This is a genomic window from Amycolatopsis sp. YIM 10 (assembly GCF_009429145.1).
Lineage (GTDB): Bacteria > Actinomycetota > Actinomycetes > Mycobacteriales > Pseudonocardiaceae > Amycolatopsis.
Map to the genome: position 1 here is coordinate 9,331,209 of NZ_CP045480.1, position 15,818 is coordinate 9,347,026.

Below are 15,818 nucleotides of genomic sequence, written 5' to 3' on the forward strand. Positions count from 1 at the left end.
TTCACCATACTTCGTCGGTTATTACTTCACCGCGCGCAGGGCGTTCACCAGACCGCGGCCGTAGAAGGAGTTGTAGTGGTCCGGGCCGACGCACCCGGCGGCACCGCCGCACGAGACCGGGTCCGCTTTTGCCTGGAGCAGGAACGAAAGCGCCTGCGGCGGCAGGTGCCGGTACTTGCTCGCCAGCAGCGCCGCCACGCCTGCCGCGTGGGGCGAAGCCATGGAAGTCCCGCACTTGGTGCCGTACTGGCCGTTGAACACCGTGGACAGCGTGCAGCCCGCGCCCTCGCCCGGCGGCGGCAGCTGCGCCCGGTCACCACCCGGCGCGGTCACCTCGACCTGCCCCTGGCCGTAGTTGCTGTACGACGCCTTGGTCCCGTTGTACCCCACCGAAGACACCGTCACCACACCGTCCATGCCCTTCGGCAGGATCTCGCAGCTGGGGTCCACCGGGTGCGGGCGGTTCGGGTCGGTGGTCTGGGCCTTCGGGTCGAACCCGCTGTTGCCCGCCGCCGAGATGTTCAGCACGCCCTTCTTCTGCGAGTACGCCACGGCCCGCGTCACCGCTTCGAACGCGGCGGCGTCACCGGGCTGCTTCGGGCAGTAGAACATGCCCGGGTCGACGTAGTAGCTGTTGTTCGTCACCTCGAAGCCCTGCTTCGCGGCCCACATGAAGCCGCACACCGCGGCCTCCGGGTAGATCAGGCCCTCCTCGTTGACCACCTTCACCGAAGCGACCTTCACGCCCGGCGCGACTCCGGTGAAGCCACGCGCGGTGTCCTTGCCCGCGATGGTGCCCGCCACGTGCAGACCGTGGTCGGAGCTGGTGGTCACCCAGCTGGCCGGGTCGGCGTCCGGCGCACCGGAGTTGCAGCCGCGCGAAGCCTTGGCGTCCACCGCGTGCTTGAGGCCGGGGTGGTCCGGCTCGACGCCGGAGTCGAGCACCCCGACGGTGACCGACTTGCTGCCCGGGTTGATCTTGTTCGCCTCCGGCGCCTTGATCGCGCGCATGTCCCACTGCTGCGCGGTCAGGTCGCCCTCGGCGGCCACGCTGACGGTCTCCTCGTTCTCCCGCTCCGAGCGCGCCTCGGCGCGCATTTCGGCGGCCGTGGTCGCCGGCGGCTCGGCGACCTCACGGCCACCCGAATAGGCGCGGAACGCGCCGATCTTCTCCTGGAAATCGGCATTGCGGGAAGTGGCGACCGCTACCCCGATTTCACCGTAGTAAGCGACTTTCGTACCACATTTCGCGGCCAGTTCCTTGTCAACCTGCCACTGGGAAGTGTGCGGCTGGTAAATCACCACATAGGTGTACGCCGCACTCGTCGTGTCGCACTGCGGAGCGGCTAACGCGGCAGGCTGCGCCAGCGCGACCGGCGCCAGCGCACCGGTGCTGGCGAGCGTCAGCGCGGCGGCGGCGGGCAGCAGCCATCGTCGGACCCGGGACATCCACACCTCCAGGAAAGGGCCTGAGCATCAGGCACACCCGCAAGATGAAACACGGCGGATCACGCCGGAGCAATCATTCTTTGGTCTGGTTCCGCGCGCGCCACCCGCGCCAGCCGATGATCCCGATGATCGTGCCGAGCACGAAGGAAACCACGGTCAGCACCAGGTGCACGACAAAATAGGCGGTCGGCGAGCCGTCCGCCGCCCACGCCCGGTCGCTCTCCCACAGGTTCCGCGCGAAGGTCACCCAGATGATCCACGACCACACGCCGAACGCCAGCAGGAACAGCGAGGTCCGTCCCGACATCCTCATGTTGGCGGAGGGTAGTTCATCGCTCACCACCGGCGCAGATAGCCTGCTGGGGTGCGCAGCTCACGCGATCTCCTCCTCGTCATGGTGTCCGCGATCCTCACCGCGGCGACCGTGCTCGCACCCGCCGCCGGTGCGCAGGCCACGCCAAGAGCACCGGAAAAGCAGAGCTGCACCAGCGACCGCGCGGTACCACCGCCACCGGTGGACACCTCCGAGGTGCCCAAGCCCGGCCAGAAGGCACCCGAGCCGCTGCCGGTGCCAGCCACCCCGGTCGGCGGGGACCGGATGGGCGAGTGCGGGCTGGTGCTGCCGCGCGGGGCCGCCGAACCGCCCGCGGTGATCAACTCGGCCTCGTGGGTGATCCAGGACCTCGACACCGGCGCGATCCTGGCCGCGAAGGACCCGCACGCCCGGCAGCGGCCGGCGTCGCTGATCAAGGTGCTGCTGGCGCTGGTGGCGGTCAACGAACTGGACCCGCAGCGGGTGATCACCGCCTCGGCCGAGGACGCCGCGCAGGAGTGCACCTGCGTCGGGCTGGTCGCCGGTGGCCAGTACACCGTCGAGCAGTTGCTGCAGGGCACGCTGATGCACTCCGGCAACGACACCGCGCACGCGCTGGCGACCACGCTCGGCGGGGTGCCCGCCACGCTGGAGAAGATGAACTCCGCGGCGGCCAGGATCGGCGCGATGGACACCCGCGCCGCCACGCCGTCCGGTTTGGACGGTCCGGGCATGTCCAGCTCGGCCTACGACCTGAGCCTGATCTTCCACTACGCGATGAAGCAGCCGATCTTCGCGAAGGCGGTCGGTACCCGGCAAATGCAGTTCCCCGGCTGGGGCGACAAGCCGAGCTTCCCGTTGTACAACGACAACAAGCTGCTCACCATCTACGAAGGCTTCCTCGGCGGGAAGACCGGCTTCACCGACGACGCGCGGCACACCTATCTCGGCGGGGCCGAGCGCAAGGGCAAGCGGCTGGCGGTGGTGACCATGCGCGGTGAGCAGAAGCCGATGCGGGTGTCGGACCAGGCGGGCAAACTGCTCGACTACGGCTTCGAGCTGGCCGCGTCGAAGCCGGAGCCGGTCGGGCAGATCACCTACCGCGAGGGCGGCCTGCAGCCGGGCGGCAATCCGCAGGCCGGGCCCGATCTCGGCGAGGACCCGGCCAAGTCGGCCGCCGCGATGGCCGAGGAGGACCCGTTCGGCACCACCGGGTGGATCATCACCGTGGTGGTCGCGCTGATCATCATCGCCGGTTTTGTCATCGGCCACCGGCGCAAGCGGGCCGCCCTGCTGGCCGAGCAGACCGACGTGCTCCCCCGGATCCGCTAGGCAGTGTTCGGTAAGCGGCGGAGCCGCTTGCTGCGGGCCGTCAGCCCGCACCGGCGCGGGTTCTCAGTCGTCTTCTCGCGAGGACAGCTTCACCGTGGTGAATCGGTTATTCATGAGGTGAAGATCCCGGAGCGAGAAGACGCCCGAGGTTCCGCCACCCGCACCGCCACGCAGCACTGTCGAACACTCGCTAGGAGTCCTTGCAGCAGTCTTCGCGGACGGCGTCCTGGGCCTTGTGCTCGTCCGGCTCCGGCTTCGGCAGGGTCTCCGGCGCGACGATCCAGAACAGCACCGAGAGCCCGGCCACCGCACCGGTGACGGCGAACGCGGCCGCGTAGGACCACTGGTCGGCGATCACCGCGGCCACCAGCGGGCCGGTGACCGCGCCGATGTCGGCCGCCATCTGGAAGCCGGCCAGCACCCCGCCACCGCGGGCCTTGACGCCGAGCACGTCCGCCACCGCCGCGTTGTGCGCCGGGTTGACCGTGCCCGCGCCGATCCCGGCCAGCATCGAGGCACCGAGGAACAGCCACACGTTGTCGGTCAGCCCGAGCACCCCGCTGCCCAGCGCCAGCATCACCAGCCCGGCCAGCGCCATCGGCTTGCGGCCGCGGGTGTCGGCGAACCGCCCGGAGATCATCATCACCAGCACGTTCCCGGCGGCGAACACGGCCAGCGCGAATCCGGTGAACTCCTCGCCGCGCGCCAGCACGGCCACGATGAACAGCGGGATCAGCGAACCCCGCACCCCGAAGACCACCCAGCCGTTGGCGAAGTTCGACATCAGCGAGGCGCGGTAGGCCGGGTGCCGCAGCGCCTCGGTGAACTTCATCTGCGGCGCGGCGGCGTCCTCCTCGGCGCGCCCGGCCAGCTCGGACCGCCGCAGGTTCGCCCAGACCAGCACCACCACCAGCAGCAGCGCGAGCCCGTAGATCAGGAACGGCGCGCGCAGCGACACCGTCACCAGCCCGCTGCCCACCACCGGCCCGGCGATGCTGCCGAGCAGGAAGCTGGTGCCCCACAGCCCGGACACCCGGCCACGCATCTCGGGCGGGGAGATCCGGATCAGCAGGCCGATCGCGGAGACGGTGAACATGGTCGAGCCGACCCCGCTCAGCGACCGGAAGAGCAGCAGGTGCCAGTACTCGGTGGCGGCGGCGCAGGCCAGCGTGAACACCGCGACGATCAGCAGGCCCCACAGGTAGACCGGCCGTTCCCCGAACCGGGTGACCAGCTTGCCGCTGGCCGGGGCGAACACCAGCCGCATCGCGGCGAACGCGCTGACCACCACCGACGCCGCGGTGATCCCGACGTCGAAGCTGGTGGCGTAGCTGGGCAGGGCGGGCGCGATCAGGCCGTAGCCGATGGCGATCAGGAAGCTGGCGCCCACCAGCACCCAGATCTCGCGTGGATAGCGGAGCTTGGCGGGGGTCTCCCGCTCGGTGGTCAGTTCGGTGTCGGTCACTCTCACCCCATCGTGTGGAAATCTCACCGAGCATAAGCGCCGGGATGGGGTGCGTTTCTTCCGGTTTCTACGGACGTGGACGTTTGCGCCTGGTCAGGAGGCCGAAGATGGCGCCGACGCCGAACGCCCCGGCGACCAACTTGCCGCCCGGCCCGCTTCGCACGTCCATCCGCGGCCGGATCACCACCGGTGCCGGCGGCTCGACCACCCGGACCTCGTTCTCCTTCGCGGTGGCCGTCCACGCGGTGACGAAGAGCAGGAAGCGCGAGACCAGGTTGGCGAAGAACAGCAGGCCGAGGATCGGCCCGAAGAGCACGGTGCTCGGCGAGGTGGAGACAAAGCCGAGGTAGACCGTGGTGACCTGCTTGAGCACTTCGAAGCCGATGGCGGCGATGATCGCGCCCTTGACCGCGCTGCGGGCGCTGACCCGCTCCCTCGGCAGCCGCGCGATCACCCACAGGAAGACCAGCACGTTCGCGGCCAGCGAGAGCACGATGGTGGCCAGCCGGAGCAGGAACACCGCCCACGCCTGGTCCTGCAGCCCGACCAGTTCGAGCAGCAGCCTGCCGACCCCGCTGCCCGCGGCGGTCAGGCCGAACGAGACGACCAGCGCCAGCCCGAGCCCGACCAGCGACACCAGGTCCTTCAGCAGCGTCGGCAGCATCGGCGTCTGCTGCTTTTCCTGGCCCCACTGGGCGGTCAGCGCGTCACGCAGGTTGGTCATCCAGCCGACGCCGGAGTACAGCGCCAGCACCAGGCCGAAGATCCCGGTGCCGGCGCCGGCCTGCAGCGCGGTCTCGACGATGGTGGACAGGAAGTCGCCGAGGCCGTCCGGCGCGGACTCGGTGATGCCGGTCTTGAGCTTGTCGAGCGCCGCCTGGTCACCCTGGAGCACCATGCCCGCGATGGAGAAGCCGACCATCAGCAGGGGGAACAGCGAGAGCACGCTGAAGTAGGTGATCGCCGCCGCGTAGTGGTTGCCGTAGCGCTCGGTGAAGGCCTCGTTCGCTCTGACCAGGTGGTCCAGCCAGGGGTACTTGCGGCGCAGGCGCGGCAGCAGTTTGTCTTCTTCGGACTTTTCCCCAGCTTCTCGCTTCGCCACGAACAAACGCTAGCCAGCCTCCTGTGGGCTCGCAACGCGAGACCTCACCCAGCTCACATGGCCGTCCGGCCGCACGCCGACCGCTTCGAGGTCCCCGTCGGGCAACTTCACCTCGATCGGTTTTGCTTGGTGCAACAGGGAAAACAGCCGCGTGGATTCGCCGAGGTCGAAATCGGGTACCCGGCAGCCGGCGAGCGGGTGCGGGTCGATGGCCGGGTACCGGATGTCCAGGCCGCTGATCATGCCCGCGAGCGCGGCGTTGACCCCGTCCTGCTGGATCAGCTCGGCGAATTCGGCACGCAGCGCGTCGGTGTGCGCTCCCGGGCGGGCGAGCGCGGTCTGCGCCCTGGTGTTGCGCAGGACCCGTTCCGCCACCGGATACCGCTCGGTCTGGTAGGTGTCCAAAAGGGACTCCGGGGCGGTGCCGGCCAGCACCGCGCCGAGCTTCCAGCCGAGATTGACCGCGTCCTGCACGCCGGTGTTGAGCCCCTGACCGCCGGCCGGGAAGTGGATGTGCGCGGCGTCCCCGGCGAGCAGGACCCGGCCGTCGCGGTAGCGCTCGGCCTGGCGCGCGGTGTCGTTGAACCGGGAAACCCAGCGGGGATCGCGCATCCCGTAGTCGGTTCCGGCGACCCGGAGCATGGCGGCGCGGACCTCCTCGAAGCTGACCGGCGCGTTCCGGTCGGCGACGAAGTCGTACTGGTCCACGACCACGCGGTACCAGTCGGGGCCGAAGCCGATCACCGCGAAGTCGCCGTGCTCGCGGCGTTCCCCGAAGATCCACTCGGCGGGCGGGTCGTCGAGTTCGACGTCGGCGAGCAGGGCGGTCATCGTCGCGTCGGTACCGGGAAAGCCGATGCCCGCGAGCTTGCGGACCGCGCTGCGGCCGCCGTCGCAGCCGACGAGATATCGGGCGCGGATGGTCTCGTCGCCGGTTTCGACGTCGATACCGTCGGCATCCTGGCGGAAACCGGTCACCGGGGTCGACCACCGGACGTGGACGCCGAGTTCGGCCACCCACTGCTCCAGCAGGCGTTCGACGTCGGCCTGCATCAGCAGCAGCGTGTAGCCGAAGCGCGTGTCCAGCTTGCTGAAGTCCAGCGGCAGCGCCGAAAAGTGCCCGGCCTGCACCTCGCGGCCCTCGGCGAGGAAGCGGTCGACGACTCCGCGCTGGTCGAGCACCTCGAGCGTGCGCGGGTGCAGGCCGCCCGCCCTGGACTCGCTGCCGCGCTCGGCCAGCCGGTCCACCAGCACCACCTCGGCCCCGGCCAGCCGCAGTTCCGCGGCCAGCATCAGGCCGGTCGGCCCGGCACCGGCGATCACCACGTCCGTCATGCGATTCTCCTTAACGTTGTTAATTTAACGATGTTAAGGATGCACTTAACGGTGTTAGAGTGTCAACCATGAAGCTCAACGCCACGGTGATCGCCCAGGCCTCACTGGACCTGCTCGACCGGAACGGGCTCGAAGGGCTGACCATGCGCGCGGTGGCGAAGGAACTCGGCGTGCAGGCCGCCGCGCTCTACTGGCACCTGAAGAACAAGCAGGAACTGCTGGACGCGATGGCCACGGTCGTGCTGGCCGAAGCAACCCGCGGGCTCGAAGGCCCGCGCGCGGGCGAGCACTGGCTCGACTGGCTCGCCGGGACAGCGCGGCGGCTGCGCACGGCGATGCTGAGCTACCGCGACGGGGCGCGCGTGGTGGCCGGTACCAACGTCGCCCATCCCGAGGTCTTCCGGATGACCGAGCTGACCCTGCGCACGCTGACCGACGCCGGGATGCCACCGGCCGAGGCGGCGCGCGGTTTCCCGGTGTTGCTGCACTTCACGGTCGGCTTCACCATCGAGGAGCAGGCGCGCACCGGTCTGAACTACGACGAGAACCCGTACCAGGCGGACAACCTGGACGGCCTGGTCGACGCCTCCCGGTACCCGCTCACCGCCGGAGCGCTCGGCCTGCTGTTCGACCCGGACACCGACGCCGGCTTCGAGCACGGCCTCGGTGTCATCCTGACCGGGCTCGCCTCACGTGTTGACGCGAAACCGGATTCGGTGCTGTGATGCCTGGGCGAAAGCGTTTTCTCCCGTCACCGCCGCCAGGGAACGAGAGGGATCGGCCATGTCCTCTGGCGGCTTCGACCGACGCACGCTGCTCACCACCGCTCTGGCACTGCCCGCGATGGCCGCACTGAGCGCGACCCCGGCGCACGCGGCGAGCTGGCAACTGCGCTGGAACCCCAGTCCCGGCAGCACCGGCCTGAAAGCCTTCGAAGGCGTCGAAGACGACCGCGCCGACTCGCACCCCGGTGTCACGCACATCTACCCCCAGGGCGAGAACTACCGCTTCGACATGCACACCCAGGACCGCGACACCTCGACCGACCGGCAACGCCAGGAAGTGCGCGGCATGCGGCAGAACGGGACCGTGCTGAACTGGAAGAACGGGGAGACCTGGAAGGTCACCTACCAGATGTTCATCCCGTCCAGCCTCAAGGCGACCACCAGCTTCACGCACATCTTCCAGACCAAGATGCCCGGCACCGGCACCAGCCCGCTGACGGTGATGTCGCTGCGGCACACCGGCGGCAAGCAGACCATCGAGTTCAAGATCTTCGAGCCCGAGGTGCTCGTCGGCCGGGTCGACCTGCCGCCGTTGCAGAACAAGTGGATCGACGTGGAGATCGAGCAGCGGATCGGCAACTCGGGCCGGGTCCGCTGGATCCTGCGCGACGGCGGCACCACGGTGATCGACGCCGCCAAGAACGGCGACACCTATCTCAGCGACGTCATCCGGCCCAAGTGGGGCATCTACCGCTCGCTCAGCGACTCCGCGCACCTGCAGAACTGCCACCTGCTGCTGCGGAACCTGAAGGGCTACCAGTACGTGTGATCACCGGGTGATGGCTACGCGAGGAAGCCGATGCGGTCGTAGACCTTGGCCAGGGTGACCGAAGCGACCTCACGGGCGCGCTCGGCGCCCTTGGCCAGCACCTTGTCCAGCTCGGCCTGATCGTCCAAATAGGACTTGACCCGCTCCTGCACCGGGGTGACGAACTCGACCAGCACCTCGGCGAGGTCCTTCTTCAGATCGCCGTAGCCCTTGCCCTCGTACGCCGTCTCCAGCTCGCTGATCGCGCGCCCGGACAACGCCGAGTAGATGCTGAGCAGGTTGGCCACGCCCGCCTTGTTCTCCTGGTCGAAGACCACTTCACGGCCGGTGTCGGTGACCGCGGACCGGATCTTCTTCGCCGAGCGCTTCGGGTCCTCCAGCAGCTCGACGATCCCGTTCGCGGCCGACGCCGACTTGCTCATCTTCGCCGTCGGGTCCTGCAAGTCGTAGATCTTCGCGGCTTCCTTGACGATATGCGGTTCCGGCACCACGAAGGTCCTGCCGAACCGGTTGTTGAACCGCTGCGCCAGGTTCCGCGACAGCTCCAGGTGCTGGCGCTGGTCCTCCCCGACCGGCACCGCGTGCGCCTGGTAGAGCAGGATGTCCGCGGCCTGCAGCACCGGGTAGGTGAACAACCCGACACTGGCGCGGTCGGTGCCCTGCTTCTGCGCCTTGTCCTTGAACTGGGTCATCCGGCTCGCCTCGCCGAAGCCCGTCTGGCACTCCAGCACCCAGCTCAGCTGCGCGTGCTCGGGCACCTGGCTCTGCACGAACAGGGTGCTGCGATCCGGGTCCACGCCGAGCGCGAGCAGCTGCGCGGCGGACACCCTGGTGCGCTGCCGCAGCACCTTCGGGTCCTGCTCGACGGTGATCGCGTGCAGGTCGACCACGCAGTAGAAGGTCTCGTGGGTGTCCTGCAGGCGCACCCACTGCCGCAGCGCGCCCAGGTAGTTGCCCAGGTGGAACGAGTCGGCCGTGGGCTGGATCCCGGACAGCACGCGAAGACGGGTGTTCTGTTCCTGCTCTGTCGACACGCCTGGATTCTGTCATCCCGGCGGGTGCGCCGGTTACGCGGATGGCTCACGACCAAAGTCTTAAACGGTTAAACAGCACCTACTTCCGGCGGTCGCCGGGTTCCGGCCGGATTTCTAGCGTTTGTACTACCTCCGGTTCCCCCTTCCGGACACGGCGAAGGAGAATCTCCATGAAGTTAAGGTCCCTGCTGGCCGGCGTGTTCGTCGCCGGTGTCACCGCGCTCGGTGGCCTCGCCGCGCCCATGGCGTCCGCCGACACCGCCGCCGAACCGGCAGGCGGCGTCAGCCCGTTCATCGTCGGCGGTGGCAACGCCACGCAGGTCTACTCGTTCATGGTGTCGCTGCAGAGTTCCAGTGGCAGCCACTCCTGCGGCGGCTCGCTGATCAGCTCGACCTGGGTGGTCACCGCGAAGCACTGCGGCCAGCCGTACCAGGTGCGCGTGGGCACCACCAACCGCACCAGCGGCGGCACGGTGGCCCGCGTCGCGCAGCGCATCGCGCACCCGAGCGCCGACCTGGCGCTGCTGCGCCTGCAGACCGCGGTGCCGCAGGCGCCGATCACCATCGCCTCGACCTCAGGTGCGGTGGGCACCGCGACGCGGATCATCGGCTGGGGCCAGACCTGCCCGCAGCCCGGTGGCTGCGGTGCGCCGGTCACGCTGCAGGAGCTGAACACCTCGATCGTCGCCGACAGCGGCTGCTCCGGCATCAGCGCGGCGAGCGAGATCTGCACCGGGAACCCCGGTGGCAACAAGGGCGCCTGCTACGGCGACTCCGGCGGGCCGGAGATCAAGCAGGTCAGCGGCACCTGGCAGCTGATCGGCGCGACCAGCCGCTCCGGCGGTGGCTCGGTCTGCGCGGTGGCGCCGTCGATCTACGTCGACGTGCCGTACTTCCGCAACTGGATCAAGACCAACAGCGGAGTCTGAGCCACAGCCCCGGCCCGTGCCGCACCACCGTCCCCTCGGGCGGCGCGGGCCGAGCAGCTCGCTCAACGCCCCTTCGGGCAGCGAGAAGACCGTTTCCAGGATCGCCACCGCCCGGAGTGACTCAGGTCGCTCCGGGCGGCTGCGTCCGCTGCGCCAGTAGCTCAGGGTGGTCAGGCTGACCCGCACGCCGTGCCGGGCCAGCCGGTGCCGCACGCGGTCCAGGCTGAGCCCGCTGTCGGTGATCGCGCGGTCCAGTGCCGCCGGGAAGGCCTCGCTCTGCGCCGTTCGCATGCCAGCGAGACTGGCTCCGGCTGGAACAACAAACAATCCGGAGCCGGTACCTAGAAATTACCCAACGGCCAGCAAGCGGCGCCCGTAGGTGGTGGTCCGCTGCCTCGCCGGGCGCCCGGCGAGCGCGGCCAGGTGCTCCAGCTCCGCCTTGGTCCGCGAGGAACCGTGCTCGGAACCGGCCATCCGCGAGATGGTCTCCTCCATCAGCGTGCCGCCGATGTCGTTCGCCCCGCCCCGCAGCACCTGCGCGGTGCCCTCGTCGCCGAGCTTGACCCACGAGCACTGCACGTTGTCGATCCGGCCGTGCAGGGCGAGCCGCGCGAACGCGTGCACCGCGCGGTTGTCCCGCATGGTCGGCCCCGGCCTGGCCACGCCGGCCAGGTAGATCGGCGCGTTGTGGTGGACGAACGGCAGGCCGACGAACTCGGTGAAACCGCCGGTGTCGTCGGCGATCCCGGCCAGCACGCGCAGGTGCCCGAGCCAGTGCCCCGGGTGGTCGACGTGGCCGTACATCATCGTGCTGGAGGACTGGATGCCGAGGCGGTGCGCGGTGCTCACCACGTCCACCCAGGTCTGCGCGGGCAGCTTGCCCTTGGTCAGCACCCAGCGGACGTCGTCGTCGAGGATCTCCGCGGCGGTGCCGGGGATCGAGCCGAGCCCGGCGTCACGCAGCTCGGTCAGCCACTCCTCGACGCTGACCCCGGCCTTCGACGCCGCCGAGACGATCTCCATCGGCGAGAAGGCGTGGACGTGCATTTCCGGCACGGCCGCCTTGATCGCGCGCACGATGTCGGCGTAGTAGGTCATCGGCAGCTTCGGATCGATGCCGCCCTGCATGCAGACCTCGGTCGCACCGGCGTTCCAGGCCTCGACGGCGCGGGCGGCCACCTCGTCCACCGAGAGCCGGAAGGCGTCGGCGTCGCGCTCGCGCTGGGCGAAGGCGCAGAACCGGCAGCCGACGTAGCAGACGTTGGAGAAGTTGATGTTCCGGTTGACCACGTAGGTGATGTCGTCGCCGACCACGTCCGCGCGCAGGTCGTCGGCCAGCCGCGCCATCGTCTCCAGCGCCTCGCCGTCCGCGGTGAGCAACGCCATCGCGGCGTCGGTGTGCCGCGGTTCGAGCAGCGCGCCCGGGTAGTCGGCGGCCAGCCGCAGCCCTTCGCGGACGTCGGTGCTCAGGCGCTCGGGGGCGGTCGGGACCTGGGTTTTCAGGATGTCCCAGTCGCCGTAGACGCTGTCGAAGTCGCCGCGGCGGTCGCTGGTGCGCCCCTCGGTGTCGATCGAGGAGTTGAGGTCGGCGCGGCCGATCGTCTCCAGCCCGCCGTCCGGCTCCTGCCAGGTGTGCCCGACGACCTCGGCCTCCGGATTCGCCATGCCGTCGGGCAGCGCGAGCGCGTCGACGTGCGGGTGCACGCGGACGTCGAGCCACTTCTCCGCTTCCCGCACGTACTTCGGGTAGACGGCCAGGCGTTCCTTCAGCTCGAACCCGGCCTCGCGGGTGGCGTCGGCGAGCACGTCGATCCGCGGCCACGGGCGCTCGGGGTTGACGTGGTCCGGGGTGACCGGTGAGACGCCGCCCCAGTCGTCGATCCCGGCGCGCATCAGCAGGGCGAGTTCGTCGCCGACCAGGTTCGGCGGCGCCTGCACGCTGACGCCCGGCGGCATCAGCAAGCGCGCGACGGCCACCGTCGCGGCCAGCTCGGTCAGGTCCAGGTCGGGTGCGGACCGCATCGCGGTGTCCGGCTTGGCCCGGAAGTTCTGGACGATGATCTCCTGGATGTTGCGGTACTGCCGGGCGCGCTGGCGGATCGCGTGCAGCGCCTCGGCCCGCTCGGTCTTGTTCTCGCCGATGCCGACCAGGATGCCGGTGGTGAACGGCACGCCGCTGCGACCGGCGTCGTCAAGCACCCGCAGCCGGACCGCGGGCTCCTTGTCGGGGCTGCCGTAGTGCGGGCCGCCCTTCTCCGACCACAGCCGCTCGGCGGTGGTCTCCAGCATCATCCCCATGCTCGCCGCGACCGGCTTGAGCCGCTGGAAGTCCGCCCAGCTGAGCACCCCGGGATTCAGGTGCGGCAGCAGGCCGGTTTCTTCCAGCACCGCGATCGCGCTGGCCCGCACGTAGTCCAGGGTGGAGTCGTACCCGCGCTCCTCGAGCCACTGCTTGGCCTGCGGCCAGCGGTCCTCGGGGCGGTCGCCGAGGGTGAACAGCGCCTCCTTGCACCCGGCGGCGGCGCCGGCGCGCGCGATCTCGAGCACCTCGTCGCGTTCGAGGTACATCGAGTGCAGCTTGCCCGGCACGGTGACGAAGGTGCAGTAGTGGCAGCGATCGCGGCAGAGCCTGGTCAGCGGGATGAACACGCTGCGGCTGTAGCTGATCACGCCGGAGCGGCCGTGGTCGGCGAGGTGCGCGTCGCGGACCTTCGACGCCGCGGCGAACAGCTCCTCGAGCTGCTCACCCCTGGCGTGGAGCAGGACGGCGGCTTCGGTGACGTCGAGTGCGACCCCGTCGGCGGCCCGGCGCAAGGCCCGGCTCAGTGCCGACGGGCTCGGCTGCGGATCAGGCGGGGTGAGGAACACGCTCTGGGCCATGATCGCGAGCCTACGGCCGCTTCAGCGCGGCCGGTAAGGGCTTCCGCTGTGAGAGAAGCCTCCGGGGAGCGGGAATAAACCGGGGACCAGCACGAAGACCGGACCGATGCGGCGACCGTGCGGTCGTCGGCGCGGCGCGGGGCCGGGTGGTCCGGCGGCCGAGCCGTGGTCCGTCCGGCGACCGGCCGGGACCGGATCGGCGGCCGAGCGGTCGTCGGCGCGGCGACGGGCCGGGTGGCCTGGCAACCGGGCCGGGCCGGTTCGGCGATCGGGCGGGCGTCAGTCCGGGCCACCGGGCCAGGTCGGGTCGGCGACCGAGCCGAGATCAGTACGGCTGCCGAGCCAGGGCTGGTTCGGCCGACCGGGCCCAGGCCAGCGCGACGATCAGGCGAGGTCAGTCCGGCGACGAGGCCGGGTCATTCCCGCGATCGGGCCGCGGTCAGTCTGGCGATCAGGCCGGGATCAGCCCTGCGATAGGCCAGGGCCGGTTCGGCGATCAGGGCAGGATCAGCGCGGCGACCGGGCCGGTGCGGTGCCCCGGTGCGGGCGTCAACGCGGCGACGGGCCGGGACCGGGTCGGCGATCAGGCCGAGGTCAGTGCGGCGATCAGGCCATAGCTGGTTCGGCGATCGAGCCGAGATCCGTGCGGCCATCGGGCCAGAGAGCTGGTTCGGCGACCGGGGCGGGATCAGTTCGGCGACCGCGTCGGGGTCAGGGCGGGTTCCTCGGCCAGCACCGGCTCCGGCTGCTGGGCCGCGCGCGCCTTCTTCCGCTGGCGGAGCACACCGGCGGCCATGCCGAGCACCCCGAGCACGACGGCCACCAGGCCGACCGGGCCCAGCACACCGAAGGTCATCGCCTCCGGCTCCGGCCGCGCGGCGGCGGCGTTCGCCATGCCGAGCGTGCCCCAAAGCAAGCCGGTCACCAGGGTGACCGCGACGGCGGCCAGACGCGTGACGGACCGCATCAGGCCTGGCAAAGAGTTGCGCACCGGAGTGCCTCCTGCGACGAATGCTGCCCCGTTCGAGGGACGCTTGCCGTGTTGATGGTCAAAAAGCTACCGAGCGTGTCAAGTCCGGTCTCTTCCGCTCAACTTCGGAGGAGAGGGTAGCGAGGTCGTGCGAACGGCAACACACCCCCCTTGCAACCACTGCACTTGAAGTACTACAGTCGTCGTGGTTCAAACGAAGGGGTGCCCATGCGAAAACTGACCTATCTCGTCGCCACATCGATCGACGGCTACATCGCCAAGGCGGACGGCGGCGACCCGACCGGGGTGCCGGGCTTCTTCGTCAACGAGGGGGACCACAACGCCGCGCTGCTGCGCGACTACCCGGAAATGATCCCGACGGTCGCGCGCCCGGTTTTCGGCCTCGGTGACACGCCGAACAAGGAATTCGACACCGTGCTGGAGGGCCGGAAGTCCTACGAAATCGGTCTCGCGGCCGGGCTCGACGACGCCTACGAGCACCTGCGGCACCTTGTTTTCTCCACCTCCATGACCGAAGCCCGCGGCAAGGTCGAACTCGTCACCACCGATCCGGTGGAAAAGGTGCGCGAGCTGAAAAAGGAGGACGGGCAGAAGATCTGGCTCGTCGGCGGCGCGACGCTGGCGAACACCCTGCGGGACGAGATCGACGAGATCGTGGTGAAGATGCACCCGGTGGTCGCCGGAGCCGGAATGCCCATGTTCAGCGGGGAATTCCGGCCCGAGCGGTACCACCTGAGCAAGCACGACGCCTACGAATCGGGGGTGCTGGTGCTCACCTACACCCGTATCGAGTCCTAAGTAGAGGGTGCGACCCAGCCGCGTCGCTCGCCTTCGGCGATCAGCGTGCTCGCCGCCGCCCACAGTTCCGCGGACGCGTCGCCGATCACGGCTTTGCGTTCCCGGACCGTGGCGGCGGTGACGCCGGGCGTTTGCCAGGTGCCGCCCTTGGCGAGCCAGTTCAGCAGGAGCGGTTGCATCCGGTCCATCGCCTTGGCGAATCGCGCTTCCGGTGTTTCCCGCGCTTCGAATTCGTCCCAGAGCGCGCGGAAATGGGTTTCCTGGTCTTCGGGAAGCAGGCCGAACAGCTTTTCGGCGGCGGCTTCTTCGCGTTCCCGCTGGCGTTCGCGGCCGTGATCGTCGTAGAGCGGGGTGTCACCGGCGTAGATCTCGACGAGGTCGTGCACCACCACCAGTTGCACGGTGCGCCCGAGGTCGATCGGCTCGTCGGCGTGCTCGGCGAGCACTGCGACCATCAGCGCCAGGTGCCAGGAGTGCTCGGCGTCGTTCTCGCGCCGCTCGGCCGCGGCCAGCGGGGATTGACGGAGCACGGTCTTGAGCTTGTCGACCTCGGCCAGGAAGGTGAGCTGGCTCACCAGCCGCGGCGGCAGCCCGTCCGGCAGGGGATTGCGGTTGATCAGCGGTTCGTCCACACCG

At 69.7% G+C, this 15,818-nt stretch carries 15 protein-coding genes; 5 read left to right on the forward strand and 10 right to left on the reverse strand.

All coding sequences use genetic code 11. From position 1 onward, the window contains the following. Positions 1-21 precede the first annotated feature (21 nt). Positions 22-1,449: a S8 family serine peptidase gene (locus YIM_RS43195; protein WP_153035860.1), complete on the reverse strand. Its 1,428-nt coding sequence runs from the start codon at positions 1,447-1,449 to the stop codon at positions 22-24. Between the two features lie 73 nt (positions 1,450-1,522). Then, positions 1,523-1,762 carry an SCO4848 family membrane protein gene (locus YIM_RS43200; RefSeq protein ID WP_153035861.1) on the reverse strand — a complete coding sequence of 80 codons (240 nt, stop codon included), beginning with the start codon at positions 1,760-1,762 and terminating at the stop codon, positions 1,523-1,525. Between the two features lie 81 nt (positions 1,763-1,843). Here YIM_RS43200 and YIM_RS43205 point away from each other — a divergent pair, with 81 nt between their 5' ends. Next, positions 1,844-3,094, forward strand: a complete 1,251-nt coding sequence (locus YIM_RS43205; protein WP_153037631.1) for a D-alanyl-D-alanine carboxypeptidase family protein — start codon at positions 1,844-1,846, stop codon at positions 3,092-3,094. A gap of 190 nt (positions 3,095-3,284) precedes the next feature. Here the strand turns inward: YIM_RS43205 and YIM_RS43210 are convergent, their stop codons facing one another. The 3 genes from YIM_RS43210 to YIM_RS43220 all read right to left on the reverse strand — a co-directional run bounded on the left by YIM_RS43210 (position 3,285) and on the right by YIM_RS43220 (position 6,996). Then, a complete protein-coding gene (locus YIM_RS43210) occupies positions 3,285-4,559 on the reverse strand; it encodes an MFS transporter (protein ID WP_228004376.1) in 1,275 nt (424 codons plus the stop codon). Between the two features lie 67 nt (positions 4,560-4,626). Continuing rightward, positions 4,627-5,661, reverse strand: coding sequence for an inner membrane protein YhjD (gene yhjD / locus YIM_RS43215; protein ID WP_228004377.1), 1,035 nt, complete (start codon positions 5,659-5,661; stop codon positions 4,627-4,629). Between the two features lie 9 nt (positions 5,662-5,670). Then, complete coding sequence (locus tag YIM_RS43220) at positions 5,671-6,996, reverse strand: FAD-dependent monooxygenase (protein WP_153035863.1); 1,326 nt, start codon at positions 6,994-6,996, stop codon at positions 5,671-5,673. Between the two features lie 68 nt (positions 6,997-7,064). On the opposite strand from YIM_RS43220, the gene YIM_RS43225 reads away from it, so the two are divergent. Together YIM_RS43225 and YIM_RS43230 are read left to right on the forward strand one after the other, a co-directional pair. After that, a complete protein-coding gene (locus YIM_RS43225) occupies positions 7,065-7,721 on the forward strand; it encodes a TetR/AcrR family transcriptional regulator C-terminal domain-containing protein (protein ID WP_153035864.1) in 657 nt (218 codons plus the stop codon). A 58-nt stretch (positions 7,722-7,779) separates the two neighbouring features. Beyond that, positions 7,780-8,550: a Tat pathway signal sequence domain protein gene (locus YIM_RS43230; protein WP_153035865.1), complete on the forward strand. Its 771-nt coding sequence runs from the start codon at positions 7,780-7,782 to the stop codon at positions 8,548-8,550. Between the two features lie 14 nt (positions 8,551-8,564). On the opposite strand, the gene trpS is transcribed toward YIM_RS43230, so the two are convergent. After that, complete coding sequence (gene trpS, locus YIM_RS43235) at positions 8,565-9,584, reverse strand: tryptophan--tRNA ligase (protein ID WP_153035866.1); 1,020 nt, start codon at positions 9,582-9,584, stop codon at positions 8,565-8,567. Between the two features lie 170 nt (positions 9,585-9,754). Between trpS and YIM_RS43240 the strand changes: the two genes are divergently transcribed. Continuing rightward, complete coding sequence (locus YIM_RS43240) at positions 9,755-10,513, forward strand: trypsin-like serine protease (protein ID WP_153035867.1); 759 nt, start codon at positions 9,755-9,757, stop codon at positions 10,511-10,513. Positions 10,514-10,861: 348 nt separating this feature from the next. Here the strand turns inward: YIM_RS43240 and YIM_RS43245 are convergent, their stop codons facing one another. The 3 genes from YIM_RS43245 to YIM_RS43255 form a co-directional block, all read right to left on the reverse strand. Continuing rightward, complete coding sequence (locus YIM_RS43245) at positions 10,862-13,393, reverse strand: bifunctional FO biosynthesis protein CofGH (protein WP_153035868.1); 2,532 nt, start codon at positions 13,391-13,393, stop codon at positions 10,862-10,864. A 416-nt stretch (positions 13,394-13,809) separates the two neighbouring features. Next, positions 13,810-14,046, reverse strand: coding sequence for a hypothetical protein (locus YIM_RS43250; protein WP_153035869.1), 237 nt, complete (start codon positions 14,044-14,046; stop codon positions 13,810-13,812). Positions 14,047-14,081: 35 nt separating this feature from the next. Then, positions 14,082-14,384 (reverse strand): hypothetical protein, encoded by a 303-nt coding sequence (locus YIM_RS43255; RefSeq protein ID WP_370468928.1) that lies wholly within the window; start codon positions 14,382-14,384, stop codon positions 14,082-14,084. Between the two features lie 207 nt (positions 14,385-14,591). Between YIM_RS43255 and YIM_RS43260 the strand changes: the two genes are divergently transcribed. Further along, entirely contained in the window at positions 14,592-15,182 is a 591-nt protein-coding gene (locus tag YIM_RS43260; RefSeq protein WP_153035870.1) for a dihydrofolate reductase family protein, read from the forward strand. Here the strand turns inward: YIM_RS43260 and YIM_RS43265 are convergent. Further along, positions 15,179-15,814 carry an HD family hydrolase gene (locus YIM_RS43265; RefSeq protein WP_153035871.1) on the reverse strand — a complete coding sequence of 212 codons (636 nt, stop codon included), beginning with the start codon at positions 15,812-15,814 and terminating at the stop codon, positions 15,179-15,181. The genes YIM_RS43260 and YIM_RS43265 overlap by 4 nt on opposite strands. Positions 15,815-15,818 lie beyond the last annotated feature (4 nt).

Bases quoted from the DNA above. Each gene is read 5' to 3' on its own strand.
- YIM_RS43200 (WP_153035861.1), bottom strand. From the start codon at position 1,762: ATGAGGATGTCGGGACGGACCTCGCTGTTCCTGCTGGCGTTCGGCGTG.
- YIM_RS43260 (WP_153035870.1), top strand. From the start codon at position 14,592: ATGCGAAAACTGACCTATCTCGTCGCCACATCGATCGACGGCTACATC.
- YIM_RS43220 (WP_153035863.1), bottom strand. From the start codon at position 6,996: ATGACGGACGTGGTGATCGCCGGTGCCGGGCCGACCGGCCTGATGCTG.
- YIM_RS43195 (WP_153035860.1), bottom strand. From the start codon at position 1,449: ATGTCCCGGGTCCGACGATGGCTGCTGCCCGCCGCCGCCGCGCTGACG.
- YIM_RS43245 (WP_153035868.1), bottom strand. From the start codon at position 13,393: ATGGCCCAGAGCGTGTTCCTCACCCCGCCTGATCCGCAGCCGAGCCCG.
- YIM_RS43225 (WP_153035864.1), top strand. From the start codon at position 7,065: ATGAAGCTCAACGCCACGGTGATCGCCCAGGCCTCACTGGACCTGCTC.
- YIM_RS43250 (WP_153035869.1), bottom strand. From the start codon at position 14,046: ATGGCCGCACGGATCTCGGCTCGATCGCCGAACCAGCTATGGCCTGAT.
- YIM_RS43230 (WP_153035865.1), top strand. From the start codon at position 7,780: ATGTCCTCTGGCGGCTTCGACCGACGCACGCTGCTCACCACCGCTCTG.
- YIM_RS43205 (WP_153037631.1), top strand. From the start codon at position 1,844: ATGGTGTCCGCGATCCTCACCGCGGCGACCGTGCTCGCACCCGCCGCC.
- YIM_RS43240 (WP_153035867.1), top strand. From the start codon at position 9,755: ATGAAGTTAAGGTCCCTGCTGGCCGGCGTGTTCGTCGCCGGTGTCACC.